General features: G+C 46.9%; 19 protein-coding genes. 8 read left to right on the plus strand and 11 right to left on the minus strand.

Annotated elements, in window-relative coordinates; translation table 11 throughout:
- Positions 1 to 131 precede the first annotated feature (131 nt).
- The 3 genes from L5M11_RS19960 to L5M11_RS19970 all read left to right on the plus strand — a co-directional run bounded on the left by L5M11_RS19960 (position 132) and on the right by L5M11_RS19970 (position 5,436).
- On the plus strand, positions 132 to 1,697 hold the full coding sequence (locus tag L5M11_RS19960) for a cryptochrome/photolyase family protein (RefSeq protein ID WP_263193059.1): 1,566 nt from the start codon (positions 132 to 134) through the stop codon (positions 1,695 to 1,697).
- Positions 1,698 to 1,782: 85 nt separating this feature from the next.
- Positions 1,783 to 2,490, plus strand: a complete 708-nt coding sequence (locus L5M11_RS19965) for an SDR family oxidoreductase (RefSeq protein ID WP_263178703.1) — start codon at positions 1,783 to 1,785, stop codon at positions 2,488 to 2,490.
- A gap of 612 nt (positions 2,491 to 3,102) precedes the next feature.
- On the plus strand, positions 3,103 to 5,436 hold the full coding sequence (locus L5M11_RS19970; RefSeq protein ID WP_263178704.1) for a M4 family metallopeptidase: 2,334 nt from the start codon (positions 3,103 to 3,105) through the stop codon (positions 5,434 to 5,436).
- A gap of 217 nt (positions 5,437 to 5,653) precedes the next feature.
- Here the strand turns inward: L5M11_RS19970 and L5M11_RS19975 are convergent, their stop codons facing one another.
- From L5M11_RS19975 to L5M11_RS19985, 3 genes are read right to left on the minus strand one after another with little or no spacing between them, the layout of a single operon-like run.
- The gene (locus L5M11_RS19975) at positions 5,654 to 6,205 is read right to left on the minus strand and encodes a response regulator transcription factor (protein ID WP_105251231.1); all 552 of its coding nucleotides are present in this window, start codon (positions 6,203 to 6,205) and stop codon (positions 5,654 to 5,656) included.
- Complete coding sequence (locus tag L5M11_RS19980) at positions 6,202 to 7,512, minus strand: sensor histidine kinase (protein ID WP_263178705.1); 1,311 nt, start codon at positions 7,510 to 7,512, stop codon at positions 6,202 to 6,204. The genes L5M11_RS19975 and L5M11_RS19980 overlap by 4 nt, the downstream gene beginning before the upstream one ends.
- Positions 7,513 to 7,520: 8 nt before the next feature.
- Positions 7,521 to 8,435, minus strand: coding sequence for a dTDP-4-dehydrorhamnose reductase family protein (locus tag L5M11_RS19985; RefSeq protein WP_263178706.1), 915 nt, complete (start codon positions 8,433 to 8,435; stop codon positions 7,521 to 7,523).
- Between the two features lie 178 nt (positions 8,436 to 8,613).
- Here L5M11_RS19985 and L5M11_RS19990 point away from each other — a divergent pair, with 178 nt between their 5' ends.
- On the plus strand, positions 8,614 to 10,464 hold the full coding sequence (locus tag L5M11_RS19990) for an alkaline phosphatase D family protein (protein ID WP_263178721.1): 1,851 nt from the start codon (positions 8,614 to 8,616) through the stop codon (positions 10,462 to 10,464).
- 4 nt (positions 10,465 to 10,468) lie between these two features.
- Here the strand turns inward: L5M11_RS19990 and L5M11_RS19995 are convergent, their stop codons facing one another.
- From L5M11_RS19995 to L5M11_RS20010, 4 genes are all read right to left on the minus strand, one after another.
- Positions 10,469 to 10,861, minus strand: coding sequence for a hypothetical protein (locus L5M11_RS19995; RefSeq protein ID WP_263178707.1), 393 nt, complete (start codon positions 10,859 to 10,861; stop codon positions 10,469 to 10,471).
- A gap of 147 nt (positions 10,862 to 11,008) precedes the next feature.
- The gene (locus L5M11_RS20000) at positions 11,009 to 11,926 is read right to left on the minus strand and encodes a pseudouridine synthase (RefSeq protein WP_263178708.1); all 918 of its coding nucleotides are present in this window, start codon (positions 11,924 to 11,926) and stop codon (positions 11,009 to 11,011) included.
- Between the two features lie 53 nt (positions 11,927 to 11,979).
- Positions 11,980 to 12,555, minus strand: coding sequence for an LON peptidase substrate-binding domain-containing protein (locus L5M11_RS20005; RefSeq protein WP_105251225.1), 576 nt, complete (start codon positions 12,553 to 12,555; stop codon positions 11,980 to 11,982).
- A gap of 197 nt (positions 12,556 to 12,752) precedes the next feature.
- Positions 12,753 to 13,808, minus strand: coding sequence for an alpha/beta hydrolase (locus L5M11_RS20010; RefSeq protein ID WP_263193060.1), 1,056 nt, complete (start codon positions 13,806 to 13,808; stop codon positions 12,753 to 12,755).
- Between the two features lie 354 nt (positions 13,809 to 14,162).
- On the opposite strand from L5M11_RS20010, the gene L5M11_RS20015 reads away from it, so the two are divergent.
- From L5M11_RS20015 to L5M11_RS20030, 4 genes are all read left to right on the plus strand, one after another.
- A complete protein-coding gene (locus L5M11_RS20015) occupies positions 14,163 to 16,556 on the plus strand; it encodes a TonB-dependent receptor plug domain-containing protein (RefSeq protein WP_263193061.1) in 2,394 nt (797 codons plus the stop codon).
- A gap of 176 nt (positions 16,557 to 16,732) precedes the next feature.
- Positions 16,733 to 17,194 (plus strand): YhcH/YjgK/YiaL family protein, encoded by a 462-nt coding sequence (locus L5M11_RS20020; protein ID WP_263193062.1) that lies wholly within the window; start codon positions 16,733 to 16,735, stop codon positions 17,192 to 17,194.
- Between the two features lie 143 nt (positions 17,195 to 17,337).
- Positions 17,338 to 18,258 carry a manganese-dependent inorganic pyrophosphatase gene (locus L5M11_RS20025; protein ID WP_006083317.1) on the plus strand — a complete coding sequence of 307 codons (921 nt, stop codon included), beginning with the start codon at positions 17,338 to 17,340 and terminating at the stop codon, positions 18,256 to 18,258.
- A 211-nt stretch (positions 18,259 to 18,469) separates the two neighbouring features.
- The gene (locus L5M11_RS20030) at positions 18,470 to 19,084 is read left to right on the plus strand and encodes a DedA family protein (protein ID WP_263193063.1); all 615 of its coding nucleotides are present in this window, start codon (positions 18,470 to 18,472) and stop codon (positions 19,082 to 19,084) included.
- Positions 19,085 to 19,096: 12 nt separating this feature from the next.
- On the opposite strand, the gene L5M11_RS20035 is transcribed toward L5M11_RS20030, so the two are convergent.
- The 4 genes from L5M11_RS20035 to L5M11_RS20050 form a co-directional block, all read right to left on the minus strand.
- Positions 19,097 to 19,321 (minus strand): DUF6500 family protein, encoded by a 225-nt coding sequence (locus L5M11_RS20035; protein WP_263193064.1) that lies wholly within the window; start codon positions 19,319 to 19,321, stop codon positions 19,097 to 19,099.
- Positions 19,322 to 19,417: 96 nt separating this feature from the next.
- Entirely contained in the window at positions 19,418 to 20,866 is a 1,449-nt protein-coding gene (locus tag L5M11_RS20040) for a lipase family protein (RefSeq protein ID WP_263193065.1), read from the minus strand.
- A 141-nt stretch (positions 20,867 to 21,007) separates the two neighbouring features.
- The gene (locus L5M11_RS20045; RefSeq protein WP_263193066.1) at positions 21,008 to 22,048 is read right to left on the minus strand and encodes an MJ1255/VC2487 family glycosyltransferase; all 1,041 of its coding nucleotides are present in this window, start codon (positions 22,046 to 22,048) and stop codon (positions 21,008 to 21,010) included.
- A 70-nt stretch (positions 22,049 to 22,118) separates the two neighbouring features.
- Positions 22,119 to 22,631, minus strand: coding sequence for a phosphatase PAP2 family protein (locus L5M11_RS20050; RefSeq protein ID WP_105251216.1), 513 nt, complete (start codon positions 22,629 to 22,631; stop codon positions 22,119 to 22,121).
- Positions 22,632 to 22,965 lie beyond the last annotated feature (334 nt).

Consider the following 22,965-nt stretch of genomic DNA (forward strand, 5'->3'; position numbering starts at 1 on the left):
AGATAAACCTCCTTGTCGAAATCACGACAAATACCCTGCTTTGTGATCCTCACTGCAACCCAATTCGTAATGTCCGGCAATATCCCATCGCGAAATGCTTAACCGCGAAAGTCATTCAACGAGTCCACTTAATGCAATTACAGCAATTCCATACAGTCAGGTTAATTTTAGGCGATCAACTCAATGCCCAGCATTCTTGGTTTAACCGTGTTGATGATCAAGTGCTGTATGTGATTGCAGAATTGCACCAAGAAAACACTTATGTAACCCACCATGTGCAAAAAATATGTGCCTTCTTTGCGGCAATGGCGCAATTTGCCCAAGAGCTGCGTGCGCAAGGGCATCAAGTGCTTTATTTGAATCTAGATGACACTCATGATGGCACCCAAGGCTATAGCGATCTACTGACGCTAATTCAACATCAGGTAACACAGGTTGGCGCGATCAAGTTTGAATACCAAAGGCCTGATGAATACCGCCTGCTTGAGCAATTGAGCCAACTTAAGCTCAATACTGCCGTGGTGAACTGTGTCGATACAGAGCACTTTATCTTACCCTTTGACGAAATCGATGCGCAGTTCCCCGTCGGCAAACACATTATGATGGAGCACTTTTATCGCCGCATGCGTAAGCGTTACAACATCTTGATGCAAGACGAAAAGCCACTCGGTGGGCAATGGAACTTTGATGCCAACAACCGTCAGAAGCTTAAAACTCAGGATATAAAAGTCTTGCCTGAGCCATTAATGTTTAGCCTCGATGTAACTGAAATTCTCGCTAGGCTTGAGCGTCACCAAATCCCGACCATGGGTCGCATTGATGCGCAATTGCTGTGGCCGATAAACCGTGCGCAAAGCCTCGAATTATTAACGTATTTTTGTCAGGTTTGCTTGCCTTCCTTTGGCCGTTTTCAAGATGCCATGACAGCGCAACATCCTGCCAAGTGGAGCTTGTACCATAGTCGACTATCATTCAGCCTTAACAGTAAATTAATCAGCCCGTTAGAAGTCATCAATACGGCCATCGAAAGTTATCAAACGAATGCTGAGATTGATATCGCTCAAGTCGAAGGATTTGTGCGGCAGATATTAGGTTGGCGAGAATACGTTCGCGGCATTTACTGGGCGAATATGCCGCATTACGCCAGCACTAATGCGCTCGATGTCCATGGGACGCTGCCCGATTATTTTTGGCATGGCGACACTAAAATGAACTGCATGCGACAAGCCTTATCCCAATCATTAGATTTTGCCTACGCCCATCATATTCAGCGCTTAATGGTGATCGGCAATTTCTGCTTATTAACCGAAATCGAGCCAAATCAAGTCGATGAGTGGTATTTAGGCGTGTATGTTGACGCCATCGAATGGGTTGAAATGCCCAACACCCGCGGCATGGCATTGTTTGCCGACGGCGGCATTGTCGGTACTAAACCCTACGCCGCCAGCGGCTCTTACATTAATAAAATGAGTGATTACTGCAGCGGCTGTCATTACAAGATAAAAGAGCGCAGCGGCACACTCGCCTGCCCGTTCAATAGCTTTTATTGGCGCTTTATGGACAAACACCGCGCGCGATTATCGCAAAATCCTAGGATCGGCATGCTATACCAAACTTGGGACAAAATGGACGAGTCCGTAAGAAGCGCCATATTAGCCACAGCGGAACACAACCTCGTTCACCTAAACCGTTTGTAGCTGAGTAATGTTAAGCGTGACTCATTGATATAAAGAGTTTGATATAAAGAATTTGATATAGATATTTGGATAGGGAGAATTTGCCATGAAAGTACTTATCGTCGGTGGAAGTGGGGGTATTGGTCAAGCCATGGTTAAGCGAGTCCAAGAGACATATCCCGACGCAACCGTGCACGCCACCTACAGGCATCATCTTCCTCAAGACACGCAGAATAATATCCAATGGCATGCGCTAGATGTGACCAATGAGGCCGAGATTAAACAGCTGAGTGAACAACTCACTGAATTAGACTGGATGATTAACTGTGTCGGGATTTTGCACACCCAAGATAAAGGGCCAGAAAAAAGCCTACAGTCATTGGATATCGCCTTTTTCCAGCACAATTTAACGCTCAACACCCTGCCCAGCGTCATGCTGGCGAAGCACTTCTGCCATGCCTTAAAACAAAGTGACTCGGCAAGATTTGCCGTGATATCGGCAAAAGTCGGCAGCATTACCGATAATAGATTAGGTGGCTGGTACAGCTATCGCGCCTCAAAAGCTGCGCTGAATATGTTTCTCAAAACACTGTCGATTGAGTGGCAGCGGAATATGAAACACTGCGTAGTATTAGCCATGCATCCGGGCACCACAGATACGCCATTATCTCAACCCTTTCAACAGAGTGTGCCTAAAAGCAAACTGTTTACACCTGAGTATGTCGCCAACTGCTTGCTGCCGATCATTGCCAATGCCACTCCGGCACAAACAGGGTGCTTTTTCGCCTACGATGGCACTGAGTTACCTTGGTGAAATAAGCTGAACAGTAAGCCAAGTCGCGCGATGCGTACGGGCTCTTGCAACGTACATATTTCAAAGGCCATCTTTCAAATGGCTCTTGCAAAGTACATTTTTCAAAATGAATCCGGCAAAGCGATGGATCTTTGCCCTTAAAAAAGGGTTATGCCCAAAAGCACCACTAATCCTTAAAGCCACCCGCTCAAAAATCACCCGCCTAGAAACAACCCGCTTAACCTCGCTAACAATTCCAACCTAACCCAATGAAAATTCATCAATAAAGCACTTTTTACGACTCACAAAACCCGCCATTTGACTAGGCTAAATCGCTATTACCCAAAAGTCCTAATTCAAATTTAAAAGCACCTAAATGAATGCTGAAGATAGTTCCTTTGTACGATTGTTAACACTTTTACATTTAAATAACATATAAGGTCATGCGGTTATTCACGCTTTACACAGAATAAAAATCTGAGAATTTCCGCCTGAGCAACAGCTCATTCTATTCGGCCATGGCAGAGGGATGCCGACGACCCTGTAGAAATTACAATAAAAAAACGCTCGCCCGAGCCAGTTAAGCAGTATGGCATTCCAACGTTAATGACAAACGGAAAAAGGATTTTAAGCATGATGCTAAACAAAAAACTGTCGCTACTCTTCATTGCTGTGTCGGCCACGTTAGGCACATCCGCATTTGCTGCCGATGTTGTCGATGTCGGTACTCTTAGAAGCGCGTCTTCAAGCAATAACTTAGTGTCTCAGTTCAACTTAGACGCAGGTAGCCAACTCAAAGTCGAGAAAAAACTCGACCTAGGTCAAGGCAAGCAGAAACAACGTTTACAACAATATTTCCATGACGTGCCTGTTTATGGTTTCTCTGTTGCAACGTCACAATCGAGCATGGGCTTCTACAGCGACATGTCTGGCCGCGTATTAAAAAATATTGAAAAGTCGGCTGATTTTGTCAAACCCACTTTAACGGCTAACAAAGCGTTAGATATTGCCATTCGTGGCAAGTCAGAGAAAGCTGTTGCCGGCCTAAAAGCTGAAAACAAACAAGCAAAATTATGGCTTTACCTTGATGATGCGGCTAAAACTCGCCTCGTTTATGTGACGTCTTTTGTTGTATATGGCGATGAGCCAAGCCGTCCATTCACTATGATTGACGCACACTCAGGTGAAGTGCTCAAGCGTTGGGAAGGGATTAACCACGCCGCGAGCGGTACAGGTCCTGGCGGTAACATCAAGACTGGCCAATACGAATACGGTACAGATTTCTCTTACTTAGACGTTGAAGTGAGCGGTGACACCTGCACCATGAACTCACCTAACGTGAAAACCGTTAACTTAAACGGTGCTACATCAGGCGCAACAGCCTTCTCTTATACTTGCCCACGCAATACAGTTAAAGAGATCAACGGTGCTTACTCGCCATTAAACGATGCGCACTACTTCGGTAACGTGATCTACAAGATGTATAGCGAGTGGTACAACACTGCGCCGTTAACTTTCCAGTTAACGATGCGAGTTCACTACAGCAACAACTACGAAAACGCTTTCTGGGACGGCAGCGCTATGACCTTCGGTGATGGCGCAACAACCTTCCACCCATTAGTGAGCTTAGATGTCTCGGCACACGAAGTGAGCCACGGGTTCACTGAACAAAACTCAGGGCTGGTTTACGCAGATCAATCTGGCGGCATGAACGAAGCCTTCTCAGATATGGCGGGTGAAGCTGCTGAATTTTACATGCACGGCACAAACGACTGGTTAGTCGGCGCCGATATCTTTAAAGGCAGCGGTGCACTGCGCTACATGGCAGATCCAACCTTAGACGGTATCTCAATCGGTCATATCGACGATTACTATGATGGCATCGATGTGCACCACAGTTCAGGTGTATTCAATAAAGCTTTCTACACTTTAGCTAACTTACCGGGTTGGGATACACGCAAAGCATTCCAAACATTTGTAGTCGCTAACCAATTATATTGGACGGCGGACAGCTTATTCTGGCAAGGCGCCTGTGGTGTTAAATCGGCCGCAACTGACTTAGGCTTAAATGCTAGCGATGTGGTCACTGCGTTTGCCGCTGTGGGTATCACCCCTTGCGAAACCCCACCACCACCGCCACCACCAGAAGCCACTGAGCTCGCCAACGGTGTTGCTGTGACAGGTTTGGCGGGTGCGTCAGGTAGCAAAAAATACTACAAACTAGACGTCGCTAGCGGTGCAACTAACCTGAGCTTCAATATGTCAGGCGGCACAGGTGATGCGGACATGTATGTTAAATTTGGTCAAGCGCCGACGTCTAGCAGCTATGATTGCCGTCCATACAAGTCAGGTAATGCCGAAAGCTGTGCTATTGATCCTGCTCAAACGGGAACTTATTGGGTGATGGTCAGCGGCTATAGCAGCTACACAGGTGTGAGCCTAGTGGGTGCTTATGACGGCGATGACACACCAAACCAAGCTCCAACCGCAGGCTTTACTGCAAGCTTTGCTAACGGTAACGGTAGCTTCACAAGCACCAGTACTGACAGCGATGGCGACCTGACGTCATGGAACTGGGATTTTGGTGATGGTACAAATGCCGCAGGTGCGAGTGTCAATCATCAGTATGCCCAGTCAGGCAGCTACACAGTGACACTGACTGTAACTGACAACGATGGCGCAACAGCAAGCACTTCGGCAGAATTTGCGGTTGAAGTCCCTGAAGTCGCATTAGAAATGGCAGTAAAAAATGCGAACAAATCTCGTCGCGGCAGCATTCGTGTTGCACTCGAATGGGAAGGTCACAACGCTGATGAATATACTATCTTCCGTAACGGTGTTGCGGTGGGTACTTCAAGCAGTTCATCGTTTATTGACCGCTTCACTGACCTAGCTGGCGCAAGCTTCACCTATAAAGTGTGTGAAACTAACGGCCCTTGCTCAAACGAAGAAACCGTTAATTTTTAATCGCATAACCTAATCGTGCAGTGGCGCTAGCGTAAAATCCTAGCGCTAATTCATCGATTCACTTCTCGTTTTCTTGTTAATGCCACTCAGCCCTTTTGAGTGGCATTTTTTATGGTCAAACGGCTCAGCCTCAGTACCTCATAAGGTTTGCCTTAAGCTGTTGCCTGTTGCTCCTTGCCCCTTGCCCCTTGCCCCTTGCCCACACGTGGATGAATCGTTACTTCAAATGTCCACTTTCACCCACTGGTTTCTTCAGCAATTTACGTTGTAACGTCCGACGATGCATTCCCAATTGGCGAGCCGTGGCGGACACATTGCCTTGGTTAGCATTGAGCACTTGCTGAATATGCTCCCACTCCAAACGCTTAGGATTAAGTGGCGAATCGTCGACTTCATCTTCTTGAAGAGTATGGGAATGCCCATCCATTTCCAGTGCGGCGAGCAAGGTTTGGGTATCCACAGGTTTAGCTAAATAATTATCGGCGCCGAGACGAATCGCTTCCACCGCAGTGGCGATACTGGCGTAGCCGGTGAGTAACACCATAGTCACCTTGGGCAGCAGATGACGCAGCGGCACAATTAATCCTAGGCCATTGGCTTCGGCAAGCTTCATATCTAAAAGAATATGGCTAGGACGAAATTCCCGCGCCACCAGCAGAGCATCACTGGCATCATGTGTTAATCGGCATTCAAAGCCATGGCGTGTTAATCGGCGGCCTAAAATACTCGCAAGGGAAAGGTCATCCTCAACAATCAACAAACGTTTCATGAACTTACCTCGTCACTAACCTTAGTCTTGTGCGATACAGACGACGCCAGCCCCCTTAATATAGTGAAACGAATTTGTGCCACAGTGCCACCTTGGGGATGATTAGCCAAAATCAACTCTGCACCCAAACGCTCTAAACTGGCATGACTGAGTAGCAAAGCGACACCTAAACCCTTGGGACTTTCTATGAGTAAGGTGCCCAACTGTGGCAATAAATCGGGCGCGATACCAGTGCCATAATCGCGGATCTGCAAGTAGATCTGCTCTTCGTTTGGCGCTATATCTAAACTGATATCCACCTGCGGCGCACCTATGGTTTCGGCGCTAGCGCGGGCAGCATTTTCAATCAAGGCCATGATGGCTGGCGTTAAACTCATATCAGTCAGAATACTTTGCTCTGCCAGTTGTTCAGGCATACAAGTGATCAACCAATTCAGTTCAGTTTGCGGCATTAACAACAAGGTTTTTTGCTTTAAACTGTCCACCAGCTCAATGATCTTTAGTGGGCGCTGGCGGCGATCGCGGATCGACTCCGTCGCTAATCTCAGCTCGGCAAGGGTATGTTCACAGCGACCTAACGCAGTTTCCATCTCGACAATCGTTATCGAGGTATCGCTCATGTCTTCTTTTACTTCATCGAGTAATAACCTCAGACTCGAGAGCGGCGTGGCCAATTGATGCGCCATCTGCGCCGATACTGTACCTAGGGCTAAGAGTTGCTCCTGACGCAATTGCCCTTCGCGCATATAAGCTAACTGCGCATCTTGGCGGCGCATACGCTTAGTGATTAACGCTACGCTGGTTGTCATCACCAAAGCTGAAATCACAAAGTTGAACCACATGCCTAAATAGTGGGAACTCATGTCCATACCGTGGTGCTGCATGGGGGATTCGGGCACAGTAAAGATCATCAGGCTGTAGGCAAAGGTTGAAATAGCCGTCAGTGCCCAAGGCGCCCAGATCGGCAAAGTCACAGCAGCAAGTGCAATCGGCAACAGTAATAACGAGATAAACGCATTGGTCGCGCCGCCGGAAAAGTGCAACCAAGATATCCAAAATAGCGTGTCTAAGCTGAGCGCAATAAAGAGGCCGCGCTCCTTAGCAAATAAGGGTTTACGTAGCGCCAATGTGAGCGAAAGGTATAACACCTCTAGCACTAACACATGCACTAACGGCTCCATTTGCAGGCTAAGACCAAAAGTATCGGCGGCAAACGTGGTTAAGCCTATTTGCAGCAGCAAACCTAAGGTTCGCAGTAATGCGACTTGGTCGGCAGCCTGTAGACTGGTCCCTAAGATCTTAGCCATGGCGATTCCTACAGAGTGAGTCCGAGCGTGGCAAGTGCACCACTCGATAGTGTTAATGCTTGGCACACGCCTGTGGCAAAATTGATTTCAGAACTAATCCCCAGCGCAGCTAAACGCGCACAGCTTAAGGTGCAATCCCTTGGCCGCTTGGCGTTATCTGTCGGCGTAGACTCAGGCGTTAAGTGCGCGGTACTGAGTTGGAGAATATCCCCTAAGGTCAACAACATCTGATACTTAGTCATAGTCTCTGCGGCGCTAAAATGATAAATCCCCTGCACGGTAGAATGTTCAATATGCTGTGCAATCATCTTGTCTATGGCTTGGGCAATATCGGCGGTCGAGGTTGGACTGCGTATCGCCCAATGATCAACACCCTGAGCGCGACGCTCAATCAATTGGTTAACCAGCACTAGCACAGCAGATTCACTCAGCTTTTCTACTTGGCCGTAAAGGATTGGCAAGCGTAGCACGGCAAAATCAGCGCTAGTGTCTAGCACGATTTCTTCGCCCTTTAGCTTAGATTCACCATAAAAATTAACCGGATGAGTGACTGCATCTTCAGCGTATTTAGGTTGAGTGCCATCGAACACATAGTCAGTGGAAATATAGATAAGCCAAGCGTTATTGGCCTTAGCTGCCATAGCTAAGGCTTGGCTCGCGGTTAAGTTAAGCGCCAATGCCGCCTGCGGATTTTGCTCGGAAACATCGGGGCGACGCTCGGCGGCGCAGTGCACTATCACTTGCGGTTGCTCGCGGGCGATAAATGCCTCGACATCCGAAGGGGCGGTAAGATCGAGTTTATGCACTCGTTCACTTGCGCGGCTAAAACCCGTGGCGATAACCTCATGTCCTGTTAATTCAAGCTGTTTTACGACAGCTCTACCGAGTAGCCCAGTCGCCCCCGTGACCATAATCTTAGCCATATCGCCCCATTCAGTTTCAACGCATATTTATGGCTAACAATTCTAAAAGCTTTTCATATTCAACGCACTTGTTTACTCTTCTAAACCAAACTTACTTAGGGTTAACTCATGCAAGATTAACCCAAATACCCATAGGCAGAATTTGAGTACGACACTTCCTCTGATATTAGCTGGCCCCATGCTGCGCCACTGCGATGCCTCACACTTTACCCTGTGGTTTGTAAGTCGTGAGCCATTAACTGAACTTAAGCTGCGTCTTGGTGAGCAAGAGAACCTATTGCAGGATGCCGATTTACACTATGTGCCACTTGGGCAACATGCCCATCAATATCTAATAATACTGTCGCGCCCAGAGTTGCTCGCGCCCAATATCGTCACACCTTACCAAGTGTCTGCCGCTCAGCATGGTGATATTTTTGCCACGATAAGCCAGCTAAACTACGGCGATGCGTCGACGCCAAGTGTACGTTTTACCCCTGAATTAACCCAAGTATTCCACGGTTCCTGCCGCAATCCGCATCACCACAGTGACGATGCACTGGTAGCCGCCGATACCCATTTAGCCAAGATAATCAACAGGGGTGCGGAGGATGATCGCCCTGCACTTATCATAATGAGTGGTGATCAGGTCTATATTGATGATGTTGCGGGACCTATGTTAAGCGCCATAGGGCAAGTCATCAATTTGCTTGGTCTTAAACATGAGCAATTTGAAGGCGCGAGCATCACCACTAGTGAAGACATTCATTATCAGCCCGCATATTTGTATCAACGGCATAAAAACCTGTTGCCTCATACCCAATATCCGGCCAAAACTGCGCTTTGGCGTTGGTATCGCAATCACCCCATTTTTACCTCCTCCATCGCCGTAAATCATTTGGTGAGCCTAAATGAAATCATCGCCCTGTATTTACTCACTTGGTCACCTGAACTGTGGGAATTAGTGAATATCTCGAAGGATGTCGACGGCTTAACGCCCGCAAATAACGCCCGCTGGCAGAATGAATGGCAACATTTGCTCGGCTTTAAAGCTGGGCTGACGCAGGTGAGGCGCTTTATGGCGCACATTCCCGTTTACATGATGTTTGACGACCACGACGTCACCGATGATTGGAACCTGACTGCTAAATGGGAACAAGCGGCCTACGAACACGCATTTTCGAAACGCATTATTGGTAATGCCTTAATCGGCTACACCTTATTCCAAGGACTTGGCAACGCGCCTGATAAATTTGCCGCCGATATCCGCCCGCTGCTCGATGCGTTTTTTACGCGACAAGAAAGCGAAAGTCAGGATCTGCTCATCGATGAATTACTTAAATTTGAGCAGTGGCATTACACCTTAGAGTCCTCGCCCAAACTGGTCGTGCTCGATACCCGTACCCGCCGCTGGCGCAGTGAATCTAATCTTGCAAAACCTTCCGGCTTGATGGATTGGGAGGCGTTAATGGATTTGCAGCAAGAGTTACTCGGCCAGTCGAAGGTCATTATCGTCTCACCTGCGCCCATGTTTGGGGTCAAGTTGATTGAAGCTGTGCAGCGTACAGCCACTCTGATCGGCGGTTCCCTGTTAGTAGACGCCGAAAACTGGATGGCCCACCCGGGCGCCGCCAATGCACTGCTGAGTATTTTTATGCACCGAAAAACCCCTGAGGAGTTTGTGATCCTCTCCGGCGATGTGCATTACTCCTTTAGTTACGACATCAGTATTCGTTTTAGACGCAGTAGTCCTAACATCTACCAAATCACCTGCAGCGGTATTAAAAATCACTTCCCCGAGAAGCTGTTACCGATTTTCGATAAACTCAATGGCTGGTTTTATGGCCACTTTTCACCACTTAACTTACTGACAAAACGTAAACGTATGTTGCTGCGTGGCAGGCGACCAAATGGTGAGCCGAGTAAACGTCTAGTGAATAAAAGCGGAATAGGTATGTTGGAATTAGCAGATGATGGTGCACCAACAAAAATTGCGGTTTTACATGGTGATATGAGCGAAACCTTGTTCGAACCGCCCAAACAGGAATAACAGCTTAAACAGGTTTATGATGTTTAACCGTTTCAGGTTGAGTGGCACCAGAGCCTGAATCCATCAAGGGCGTATTTTTGGATAACGCCTCATCGGTTTTGGCAGGTTTTGGCTGAGCCTGATTGAAAATCAGTGCTTCTGGCTGCGACTTATTCGACGGTTTTTCATGCGCCATTTGATCCCAAATGCTCTTAGGGCTTTGATCCCGCTCGGCATCGACTTCTGCTGTCGATGTGCCAGACGAACTCGGTTTCTTCGGTTCAATCACCGAACTCGCCTTACGGATCTCGGCGGCAATGTCATTCAGATAAGGCTGCTTAGTCCAGTCACCAAAATACATGGCCCCCGCTAATACTGCAGCGCAAAGCAAGATAGAGAAGATCGCAGATTTGGTCATAATGGACTTCCTTTAAACAATCGTAATATGGCTCCCTATGGCAGAGACTCAGATACTGCAGATTGTATTCATACCATCACAGGGCCAAGCACACAATTGCACCCGATTATTTCCTTTAAACAGACTGGAAATAATGCTTTCCGCTGACTAAAACTCAAAACCTTGACATTGCATGTCGTGGTGCATCCCGCTCACTGGGTCAATAAAACGTAAACGCTGTGCCATCAACTTAAGAGGCGTCGCAAAGTTATCCGGTCCTTTGGGTAATAAGCTTGGATAAAATCTGTCGTTTAACAATGGCATACCTAAGCTTTGCATATGCACACGAAGTTGGTGAGTTTTACCGGTAATCGGGCTCAAATGAAATAAACCGACATCGCCTTTTACCGCCACTAAACTGATTTCGGAATGGGTATTCAACTCACCTTCCACGATTTTCATGGTAAAACTCGGGTCGCTCGGTTGCATACGGTTTGTTACCGTCCAGTGCAATGGCAAAGTTAAGCAGCCCTGTTGATATTGTTCAATAATCTCAGGAGTCAACTTGGCAATCGCTTGATAGTCTTTACGAATCGCATCGTCGATAAAGAGTTGATGATAGAGCGCGCGGGTTTCAGGCGCGACCGTCATTAGGATCACTCCAGCGGTTTCACGATCAAGCCTATGAGCGGGCGCGATAGTATCAATGCCAGTACGCAATCTTAGTCTATGCACCAAACATTCGTTCACATAGTTGCCACTTGGCGTCACAGGCAAAAAGTGCGGCTTGTAGGCCAAAATGACATTGTCATCTTGGAATAGGATCTGTTCTTCGAAGGGAATTTTCGCTTCAACCGGCACTTCACGGTAGTAATACACCCGCGCCGCTGGACGATATTCAGTGTCCAAGTCGATCAAACTGCCATCCCGCCAATGCACTTTTCCATCGAGGATCCGCTGACGCCATACATCTTCACCTATACGGGCAAAATGTTGTGCAAGAAAGGCAAACACTGTGGGTTTATCTGTGACATTCACAGGAAGCACTATGTAAGAAGGTTGGGCGGCGCGGGCAGATGCAGTCATATCACAAAAAAAGCGGCTATAGAAAGCCGCTATTCTAGCCTTTTTGTGGTTTTTCAGTCCACATGGGACTTGATGAGTTGCAGCACGAAGTCCAAGGTTTTGTGGCAATCTGGCTGATTCACTAATACTAATTTATCTTTGTTATACATAGGCAAAACCTCGAGCCAGCGTTGGCTCACCCAAGCGGCGTCTTCCAAATGCACTTGAGAATAGAGCTCAAACAGATCGGGATTCACTTCATAAAATTGCTCTAATGCGGCGCTTATCAACTCAAATTCACCTTTAATCGGCTCTTCTTGCCAGTTACGGCAAGGTAAAGTACGCGCCATCCACAGCTTATCTTTGGCCTGCGCCGCCGAGAGGATGCTGACGCGTTGACGCCCTTCGAGCACTATGCTGAGTGAATCATCTTCTAGCTGATTAAAATCGATAATGTCACATTGGGTGGCTGTGGGATAACAGGGCGGACTACCACTGGGTCTAATGGTGGCAAAGGCGAGCACATACTTGCCCTTGAATACATCGGCCACCATGCGCAGATGACCGGGGTCAACCACACGAACCTCCACCCGTCCCTGTGGCAGTAACAAGGCATCGCGCATGAGTAACGCCATTTCTCGTGTTTGCATAGCAACCTCCTGCCCCAAATAGAAGGAAACGAACTCAATGCATTCGTATTTCCTATTATTGTAGAGTGTAGCAGGTGAAAGAATTTCCTTCCTGAAGCCGCTGAGCGCACAAAGAAATTTGCGACCCCGCTATTTTGAATCAGGGCATTTCAACCACGTCATGTCAAATCCAGTTTTCTAAGCACAATTACAGCGAACTAAAAATGCTCCAGTCGCTCTAGCACATTTCCCCTTACGACAACCTCAGCAAACTCCTCGGCCAGACGTTCACTCAAAGCCACAGACGTGCGCCAATATTGCATCCGCTGCGCCGTGTCCAGTTGCTTAAAATCTTCACGGTCAGGGATTTTGCCAAAGGGCAATGAAGCAACAAATTCGGCCGATGGCGCCAACACTAGCGCATTGTGATAATTAGCGCGACCTTGGCGCCACTTCAAGGATTTATCGAACCATCCTGGGCTGATGGTCGGATAAAAATGCGGATACAACGTCAGCCCCTTGGCACGGGATAAAGGCAAATCAAAATGATAGTCGGTAATGCCGCCATCGTAATACTGCCCATCGGCAACGCCTTCAATTTGGGACACAGGGGCCAGCAATAAAGGAATCGACCCCGTTGCTAACATCACAGCATCGACATTAGCCTCAGTTAATTCAACCTGCTGACTGGGTAAATCGTTGAGTTGCAAAAAGGGAGATGCTGCAGCTTGTTGGCTAAAGACCACACGCTCAAAATGCCAACCTAAACTCCGACGGCTCACTAAGTTGGTCGCCGCCGCCATCGCCAGCCCCGCCGCAAGCGGAAGCTTTGCCGTTAAACGATTTAAATGTTTAGCACGGCACACGACGAAATGACTGTGAATATGAGCGTTATTAACGATTTCCCTGCCACCATTTCCCCCTAAAATGCCCTGCACTACGCCTTTAACTTGCGCACTGACTTCCTGCGGTGTTGGCATGCTGTCGTAACGCTGACCAATATAAAAATCCTCTAAGCGACCATAGGCTATGAGGGGATCTTGCTGCGCCAAACACGCTAAACGCCAAGCCCCAGAGGAAGCGCCTAATGTATATAAAGGCGTTTGCCTGTCTTTGAAAAATTCAGCAAACAGATACTTATCTAGCCCAGCGATACCAAGCCACTTAGGTCCACCAGAGGCGGCAAGCAACTGGGTAAAATGCTCAGATTTAAGACCTTGTTCTGCCAAGGTCTTAAATGCCGTTGCTCCCGCGAGAAATCGTAACGCTGACAAATCTGTGTTCCTTCAAATCAATGTCATTAAAGCAAAATAACGCATTAAACCACGATGGCGCACGTCAATAAACAATTCATATCATCGACTTAACTCAGTCGCAATGTGCATGCGACAACGTGTATTGTGCCGTACGAAGCCTCAAAAGCACGCAGGTCGATAGTGAGGTTTTCATCAATATATTCAACTGCATTTTAAATATTATTTAGAACACTAGGCTCTGAGTTAGCATATTTACGTCTTAATGTAACAATTGTTACAGTGATAACCTTCTCGGCATCAGATTGTTATTTTATATTTAATCTGCACACCTAAGTTCGAGTATTGGGTCACAAACATCATTGAGAGGTTTTTATGCGTCTAGCCGTTATCGCATTGGCAGTGTCATCCACACTGGTTATTCCAGCAATCCAAGCCGAAGAGCAACAAACCGGCTTCGAAAAAATCGAGATCATAGGCTCACGCATAGCACTACGCACGGCAACTGACAGTGTTGCCCCGGTCGATATCATCACAGCCGAACAACTCGAATCAACAGGGATGACCGAAACCGCTAAAGCGCTGCAATTTGCGGCGCCAAGCTATAGCTTTCCATTCTCCTCGGTGACTGACGGCTCAGATGCGGTACGCCCCGCGAGCTTACGCGGCCTGTCGCCAGACCACACCTTAGTACTCGTAAATGGCAAGCGTCGCCATGGTTCTGCCCTAGTACATTTAAGCGGCACCATGGGAAAAGGCTCCTCTAACGTCGATTTAAATGCTATTCCAATGACAGCGATAAAACGCATTGAAATTCTCCGAGATGGAGCCTCGGCACAATACGGTTCAGATGCGATTGCTGGCGTGATTAACGTGGTACTCAAGGACAGCGATCAAGGGGGAAGCGTCTCGGCGCAAGCCGGACAAACCTACCAAGGTGACGGTGAGCAATGGCGTGTAGGCGTTAACCATGGGATCAGTTTAAGCAATGATGGCTTTGTGAATGTCGCCCTAGAAGCGCATCACAAAGACAGCACAAACCGCGCAGGATTAGATCCACGGCAGCAATACCCTAAGTTAGCAGATGGCTCAGCAGATCCGCGCGAAGCGACATTTAACCGTAAGAGCCACCACGTTGGTGATGCCGAATATGATAATGTCGGTTTATTTATCAATGCGGCTCAGCCTATATCTACCGACGGAAAACTGTATGCCTTTGGTGGTATTAGCCAACGTGAAACTAAATCGGGTGCTTTTTACCGTTTAGCTCTCGATGCCCGTAACTTACCCGAAGTGTATCCCGACGGTTTTTTACCGCAAATTAACCCCAAAATTATCGATTCATCTCTTACCCTAGGCTATGAATTCAACCTGAGTGACTGGGATATTGATGCCTCAGTGGGATATGGCAAGAATTCATTTAACTATAATATCGTCAATACCTTAAATGCTTCCTTAGGCCCTGAAAGTCCTACTGAATTCGATGCTGGAACATTGGCTACCCGTGAAACCAATATCAATTTAGATATTTCTCGCTATTTTGCCTTTGTGAACGATTCTGAAATTCTGTTTGCGACGGGGGTTTCATGGCGTCAAAACGGTTATGAAATTGAAGCCGGAGAAGAAGGCTCCTATATCAATGGTGGCTACAATGGTAAAGCACCCGGTAGCCAAGGTTTCACCGGTTTTACCCCTGAGTCCGAGGTCGATGAAACACGCGATAATACAGGCATTTATGCCGAACTTGAAAACCAGCTAACCAACGAGTTTTATTGGGCTGCGGCGCTGCGCTACGAAAACTATTCTGACTTTGGTGGCAATACAAGCTGGAAGTTAGCGGGTCGTTATGATTTTACCGACAACTTAGCCCTGCGTGGCACTATCAATACAGGCTTTAGAGCGCCAAGCGTACAACAACTGTACTTCAGCAACATATCAACCCTATTTAATCCCGATCCTGTGACAGGCCAGCTAGTTCCAGTTGAATCAGGCACCTTCAACACCTTATCACCAGTGACAAAGGCGCTTGGAATTAACGAACTAGAACCTGAAATATCGCAATCATTTAGTCTCGGTCTTGTTTATACCAATAACGCTGGTCTAGCGGTAACACTCGACACTTACCAAATCGAGATTGATGATCGCATCATCTTATCTGGCTCCCTAAGAGCGACTGACAGCCCTGCGGTTGCAGCGGCACTTGCGGGCACCAATGCCGATTCAGCACGATTTTTCGTCAATGCCGTCGATAGCCGCACTCGTGGGATCGATCTCGTTGTTAGCCAAGATATTGATATTGGCACTTGGGGCGATTTACGGGCGAATTTAGCCTATGCCTATAATAAAACCGAGATCCAAGACATCAATCTGCCGTCTATTTTAGGCGGATTAGAAAAGAAACTCTTTGATGGTATAGAAAGAACCCGCATGACGTCTGCTACGCCGCATAACACGGGCAGTATTGGGCTAACCCATGAGTTAGGGGACTTTAAAACCAATGTTCGCTTAAACTACTTTGGTGACTATAGTGAAGGTTATTCAACGGGCGATGTAAACTATAGCGATCAATGGGTAATGGATCTGTCGGTAAGATACGCCGCCACTGATGCGCTAAGCTTTACCGCTGGGGTGCAAAACTTGTTTGATGTGTATCCAGAAAAACGACCTGATAACAATAACTTCAATGGAATTTTTGTATACCCATTAACCAATACCCCCTTTGGCTTTAATGGTGGCTACTACTTTTTAGAAGCCAAATACACTTACTAAACTCGTTTTAGCTAAGTTGAATAATACTTGATGTAGAAACAGGCCATTCAATGGCCTGTTTTTTATGCCGACATGTTTAGACCTGCTTCCAATCGACAAAGCTTATGTCCTAACTGTGGTGATCGGATTATAATCTTTACAATTCACTCATTCACATCCGCCATGTCGAGTAACCGATGATCGTCGATACCTTAAAAAACCGCCATATTTATCAATCCGTAAGCCCTCGGCTTGCGACTGCATTAGAACATCTAGCGACGACCGACTTTAGTCAGCTACCAGTAGGCAATTATCCCCTCGATGGCGACAATATTTTTGTGATAGTGAATGACTATCACACCAAGCATAAGTCGACAGAACCCTTTGAAGTTCATCAAAAATATATCGATGTGCAATATGTTTTCAGCGGTGAAGAAGAGTTTGGTTACTTGCCACTAGCGGAGCAAACACCCTCGAAACCCTATTTTGACAAACACGATTACGCCGAGTTTGATTACGAGGCAAACAAAGCCAATGCCTCTTATGTGCAACTCAAAGCGGGTATGTTTGCGCTATTTTTCCCCGGTGACATGCATATGCCTGGCACGGGCGATATCGCCACAGCAGTGCGTAAAGTCGTGATAAAAGTAAAGATCTAACCCTTAAGCCATCTTTGCCGAACTTCAGCTCGGGATTTTTAGCGTTATAGCGTCTTAAGCGCGCAGTGATATGCGCTTTGGCTATTTCCGATCCGAGCCAAATATTGCTAAAATTGCCACAAATTTAAAGGAGAGTCCCTGAAATGCCTATTTACGTTGTCGGTCACAAGATCCCCGATTCTGATTCAATCTGCGGTGCTATCGCGTTAGCCTATTTAAAAAACCAAATCGGTGAAGAAGCCATTGCCGCACGTTTAGGTGAATTGTCACCCGAAACCGCTTTTATTTTGGAACGTTTCGGCTTCGAAGCACCGGAATACAAAACCAGCTACGCTGGCGAGCAAGTGTATATCGTTGACCATTCAGAACTGACTCAAGCACCGGATGATATCGCCCAAGCGACCATCGTCGGGATTGTCGATCACCACAAGTTAGGCGATCTCACCACAGATACCCCGTTAGAATGCTGGATCCGCCCAGTGGGTTGCAGCAACACAGTGATCAAGATGATGTTCGACTTTTACCAAGTCGCTATCCCTAAAAATATCGCTGGCATCATGATGTGCGCCATTTTGAGCGATACCGTGATTTTCAAATCACCCACTTGCACCACTGCCGACATTCGCTGCGTTGAAGCGTTAGCTGAGATCGCCGGCGTTGAAGATTTCAAAGAACTGGGCATGGAAATGTTCAAAGTGAAATCCGCCGTCCAAGGCACGCCAGCACGTGACCTCGTTATGCGCGACTTTAAAGACTTCAACATGAACGGTAACTTAGTCGGTATCGGCCAGTTAGAAGTGATCGACCTGTCAGTATTTGACGATATCAAGGCCGAGTTAGAAGCCGATATCAAAGCACTGAAAGTGGAAGGCAATCGCCACAGCGTATTGTTACTGCTGACTGACATTATGAAAGAAGGCTCAGAACTATTAATCGTGTCTGATGATAGCGACCTGACCCAACGCGCCTACGGTAAAGATACCGTCGATGGCAAAGTCTGGTTAGACGGCGTATTAAGCCGTAAAAAACAAGTCGTTCCACAGCTACAAGCGGCATTCGCCTAGTCGCTTTATCGTCGCGACTGTAGTACAGGTATTAAGGCCGAACTGAGTTCGGCCTTTTTTATATTTCAGGTAAAAACTGCCCCCCCTGCGTTACGCCTATTCACCGCCACTAACTAAAACTGGCATGAAACTTTGCTCATAAATCTATCCAGCCAGAGAAGTTGGCGAGTATGATGGGCCAATCGTCACACTGATTTGATCACTTTCATCTATGCCAGAAGCGCTACAACATATCATCACCGAACTCACGCCTTGGCTGCAGCAATATGGTTATGTTCTGCTATTTGTCGCGATTGCTGTCGAGGGTTTTGGCATTCCGGCGCCAGGACAATCCTTATTAATTGTCGCCAGTTTATTAGCCGCTACAGGGCAAATGTCACTGCCACTAGTGTTAATCGTCGCTGCTTGCGCTGCACTATGCGGTAACAGTTTGGGATATTTCATCGGTTGGCGCTTTGGTGATGTGTTGCTTAAGAAGGGCTGGATAAAACCGCAATTGGAAGACAAAATCCATGGCGTTATTGGTCAATATGGCATTGCCGCTTTGGTGTTGAGTCGTTTTGTTGAGGGATTAAAACAATTTATGTTTATCGGCTGCGGTCTCGCTAAAATGCCATTAAAACAATTTTTGATTGGCAATGCTCTCGCCACCAGCATTTGGGTGGCACTCTTTGGATTAGGCCCAGTGTTAATCCGCGATGAAATCGCTCCCATGCTGGCGTTTTACCACCAGCATAAATACCCCACATGGGCCATGGTCAGTCTGATACTCGCCGCACTAATCACTTTTACTTGGCGCAGGTGGCAAACCAAAAATCCGCAGTAACAGCTTTGGAGTCTATTCTTCCGATTCCTTTTGGATCATCTCTATCACTTTATGAGCCTTAACAAAATGGTCTAAGCGATGAGTTTGAATCCACCAAGTTGCGGCTTCCATAAGTAGCTCTGGATTATCATTTTTATTTGCAAAGAAAGCATAAAATGAGAGGCCGACATTATCACCTTTAGTCTCAATTTTTTTATGACAAACTGCGATGATTTTTGCTCTTAACTCAGCTCTCATATTGACTCATAAAGTTTATGCACCAGCTTATTATCTATTTTCAATGACATACAAAACTAGATATATCATCTATGGCTTACTCCATACAGCTACCGATCACTTTATGCCTTCAGTTTCAATCTTAGGCTGAGGCTCTGCGCCGTCGTTTGGCTTTGATTCAGGCGCTTTAATTGGCGCGGGTGGCGCCTCAGTCGCAGCAGGCTTATCTTGTTCCTGTGATACGTTTGGCTCCTGCAATGGTGCATTAACCTTAGGTGTCGGTGAACTCTGCTCTTCAGGTAAAGGCTCGACAATAATCACTGGCTCTTGTGGCACAGGCGTTTCACCTTCGGTAGATGTTGCAGCTTCTGACTCTGGCGCTAAGGTGCCAAGATCTTGGTTCGCAGGGCTTTCCACCGCATGTTTAGGTAATTGATTTCGATATAAATCAATCATACGCATCACCTCAGACAAGGCTTTACCATGCTCTGGAGTGAGAATGCCGTTGTGCCCAGAGACGATTTCGTCAGACACGGCCAGTACCCATACGGCTTGCATATTGGCATCGGGGCAGGTTTGCACAGTACGACGAGCCTGCAGGCGAGCACGAATTTTCCAGCCTGATTGAGGCAGCGTCATCATACAGCCAGGGATTTGATCGTGCGCCATCAAGGCCGAAGGCATCTTCATTGGCGTAGTGCAATTGCCACCAGAGCATTTGTCAATATCGTGAGTAATAGCCCAAGAGTTCCCTACAGCGCGCTCGCCGTCCTTGATGTAATTGAAGGCTTCTTTCACTGCAAAATCCCCCTTCGATTGCAACACAACCATACTCGGTTTTTGTCTATCTAAGCTCACCAACGTATCTAATGGCTGATACTCTTTAGCAGGTACGGCGGGATTTAACAGTAAGAATAAATTAGGATTATCCTGCTGATTATCAATGGCGGCTTTGATGCGATCTTTACTCGCATGCAAAACAACAGCACCGCCAAGACTATGGCCAATCACAGTGTAACGCAGCAGTTTATGCTGTGTTACTAAGCTATCAAGCTTATCCAGCAGCTGTGATAGACCTAACTGCCCGATACGTTTAGCAACCCGTTTACGCTGTAAAATAGTGGGAAAATCTAAGGGTTCAATCCAACTTTTTGCATCATCTGAGCCATCGATCCAAAAAGGATCGTATTTATCGCCCCGCCAGCCAATATACAAACCCAACAAGTTGCGCTGGGTATCGGACGCGGCCATTTGCTGATAAAACTGCTCAAAGGCAATAAAGTTTTCATCCTTAGGCTCGGCGCTATGATGCCAGCCATGGACAAAAATCAATAATTCAGGGATCTGTGCAGGCTCTGGGTGTAAAATTCGCGTCTCTAAACCTTGCCATTGCCTTTCGTCGTGGGGCTGACCTTTATCATTAAACTCAATCACATGAAAATTTTGCTTAGCGATATCAGGGCCGGGTATGTGGTAAGCCTGATCTGGAATAAAAGGAAGTAGGACACAAAGTAATAACAACATTAAAATCAGTAACTTGTACTGAGTAAACTTTTTCAGGCTCATTTATAACAACATAATTAACGGCCAGGCTAGGCCAAAATAGACGTGCTGAAAGGGACTAACAGCAAAATTGACGAAATTATACGCTAACGCCATTAAGCCAGCTAGTGCCTAAGTTGCTTTTCATCTGAACAGCAATGCTGTTTAACGCCAAGTATCGGGAAGCGTGACTTGGCTCCATAACTCTTGGCACAGCGGCTGACTAATGTGCCAGTCGCCGCCGTTAATCCATTTAACCAGCGTATCTCCCACCTTTGGATATGCAATTGGATTAGGTGATGCCGTTTTAAGCCAGCGCTTAACTATGTTCACATCGAGACTCATCATGCTATCTGCAGCCGCTAAAAGTTGTAACGCCGCCACATTCGATAACTGCTCAAACTGGCCAATCAGTGGTTTGACTAAGAGTTTTTTACCTAAGGTTAATGCCTCGCTGGCAAGCTCAAAGCCCGCATTGCCTATCACACCACCGCAGCTGGCAAGATGTTGCTTAAACCCCTCACGATTAAAACCGTGCCATTTAATGTGCTCAGCAACTTGGCCTTTAGGTTGTTGGCTGTGATATACCAAAAACTGATAATCACTAAAGTGAGACAGAAAGTGAGCAATCATATCCGCATCTTCAAAAGGCAAATAAACTAAAATCTGATGCGTGTGTTCGAATGGACTGGCATCCACTTCGACAAAAGGCGGCAAAATAGGGAAGCCAAAATGATGCCAATGACACCCCAGCGCCACATCCACTGGAGCAAAATAATTGAGCAGCATCTCATTAAACCAAGTGCTACCGAGTTTTGGCACCGGATGAGTTAACGCCGCCTGATGGCTAATCCCAATGGATGGCACGCCTTGGCGCCGCGCAGCCCAAGCCGAAACAGGTTCAAAGTCGTTGAGTACTAAATCGTAGCAACTGAGATCTAAGGCTTTAATATCTTTAAATAACGACAAGGACAAATTTTGCCGGACAGTTTGTGGCACATTCACGCGCCCGGAGTGCGTCGCAAACGTCATTCCCGCTTGAACGCGATAATCACCAAAGCACTCCATATCGAAAAACTGATCAGGCTTGCGCCCCGAAAATAGAAAGTCAACTTCAATATCTTGTTTCATCAATGCTTTAGCCATGACGCGTGCACGACTTAAGTGGCCATTCCCTGTGCCTTGAACTCCGTAGAGTATTCGCATTACGTATCCTTAAACTGATGAGTGAAGGAGAATTCCCACTAATGAAATGATTAACAGGCGCATATTTGAATTAAATCACTGGATGAACCAGCAATACCGACCCAATTCCCAATGAGGCTCCCGCCAGAATATCTAAGGGATAATGCACGCCAAGTGCAATACGTGAGCCCCCTATGCTAAAAGCCCATAAATACGCAACAGGAGCTGCCGCTGGATAGATTTGCGCCACGCTCGTTGCCATCACAAAGGCCGCAGCTGTATGACCAGACGGTAAGCTGAAACGATCCGATGGTTCAAAACCACTCTCAAATCCCACTAATGCATGGCATGGCCGTGTCCGACGAATACTATTTTTCAATAGTAAATACAGAGGTAACTCAACCAAAAAACTCGCTAACATCAAATTAAATAGAGCCTGTCCTTGAGCGTGCGTTAGCATCAAACCCACGGACAAATATAAATACACATGCCCATCGCCACTCGCTGACACCCGCTTTGCATGGGCATATAAACCATGGTGCTGGGTGAAGCTCACGATATGGCAAAACATTCGCTTATCTAAGTCTGCAACGTAACTCAACATAAAACAGGCTCCTTGCTGGCATACCAGCGAGTTTTACTGTGATGTTAATCTGTGCATTCTCTCGACGACGCTTAGAGTGCTTAGTCTGAAACCAACCGACTCACCAAGGCTCTATTCACGATTGAATTCGTTATTGACTGCTCACGGCTAATTTACTGTTTGCTAATAGTTAAACCTAAATCACATTAGCTAAAGCACTATTAGATAGCTTGAGACTAAGAAAGACCTGTGACGGCTAAGTGACATCTGCTCGAAGGTTTTATGACAAGAAGCATGGCTGAGGTTTTGATCTAGAAGGATTCTAGAGACGTTATGCTGGGGCTAAGGGATTTAT

Source organism: Shewanella sp. SM87 (assembly GCF_025653705.1).
GTDB lineage: Bacteria > Pseudomonadota > Gammaproteobacteria > Enterobacterales > Shewanellaceae > Shewanella > Shewanella oncorhynchi.

Bases quoted from the DNA above. Each gene is read 5' to 3' on its own strand.
- L5M11_RS19960 (WP_263193059.1), top strand. From the start codon at position 132: ATGCAATTACAGCAATTCCATACAGTCAGGTTAATTTTAGGCGATCAA.
- L5M11_RS19965 (WP_263178703.1), top strand. From the start codon at position 1,783: ATGAAAGTACTTATCGTCGGTGGAAGTGGGGGTATTGGTCAAGCCATG.
- L5M11_RS19970 (WP_263178704.1), top strand. From the start codon at position 3,103: ATGATGCTAAACAAAAAACTGTCGCTACTCTTCATTGCTGTGTCGGCC.
- L5M11_RS19975 (WP_105251231.1), bottom strand. From the start codon at position 6,205: ATGAAACGTTTGTTGATTGTTGAGGATGACCTTTCCCTTGCGAGTATT.
- L5M11_RS19980 (WP_263178705.1), bottom strand. From the start codon at position 7,512: ATGGCTAAGATCTTAGGGACCAGTCTACAGGCTGCCGACCAAGTCGCA.
- L5M11_RS19985 (WP_263178706.1), bottom strand. From the start codon at position 8,435: ATGGCTAAGATTATGGTCACGGGGGCGACTGGGCTACTCGGTAGAGCT.
- L5M11_RS19990 (WP_263178721.1), top strand. From the start codon at position 8,614: ATGCTGCGCCACTGCGATGCCTCACACTTTACCCTGTGGTTTGTAAGT.
- L5M11_RS19995 (WP_263178707.1), bottom strand. From the start codon at position 10,861: ATGACCAAATCTGCGATCTTCTCTATCTTGCTTTGCGCTGCAGTATTA.
- L5M11_RS20000 (WP_263178708.1), bottom strand. From the start codon at position 11,926: ATGACTGCATCTGCCCGCGCCGCCCAACCTTCTTACATAGTGCTTCCT.
- L5M11_RS20005 (WP_105251225.1), bottom strand. From the start codon at position 12,555: ATGCAAACACGAGAAATGGCGTTACTCATGCGCGATGCCTTGTTACTG.
- L5M11_RS20015 (WP_263193061.1), top strand. From the start codon at position 14,163: ATGCGTCTAGCCGTTATCGCATTGGCAGTGTCATCCACACTGGTTATT.
- L5M11_RS20020 (WP_263193062.1), top strand. From the start codon at position 16,733: ATGATCGTCGATACCTTAAAAAACCGCCATATTTATCAATCCGTAAGC.
- L5M11_RS20025 (WP_006083317.1), top strand. From the start codon at position 17,338: ATGCCTATTTACGTTGTCGGTCACAAGATCCCCGATTCTGATTCAATC.
- L5M11_RS20030 (WP_263193063.1), top strand. From the start codon at position 18,470: ATGCCAGAAGCGCTACAACATATCATCACCGAACTCACGCCTTGGCTG.
- L5M11_RS20035 (WP_263193064.1), bottom strand. From the start codon at position 19,321: ATGAGAGCTGAGTTAAGAGCAAAAATCATCGCAGTTTGTCATAAAAAA.
- L5M11_RS20040 (WP_263193065.1), bottom strand. From the start codon at position 20,866: ATGAGCCTGAAAAAGTTTACTCAGTACAAGTTACTGATTTTAATGTTG.
- L5M11_RS20045 (WP_263193066.1), bottom strand. From the start codon at position 22,048: ATGCGAATACTCTACGGAGTTCAAGGCACAGGGAATGGCCACTTAAGT.
- L5M11_RS20050 (WP_105251216.1), bottom strand. From the start codon at position 22,631: ATGTTGAGTTACGTTGCAGACTTAGATAAGCGAATGTTTTGCCATATC.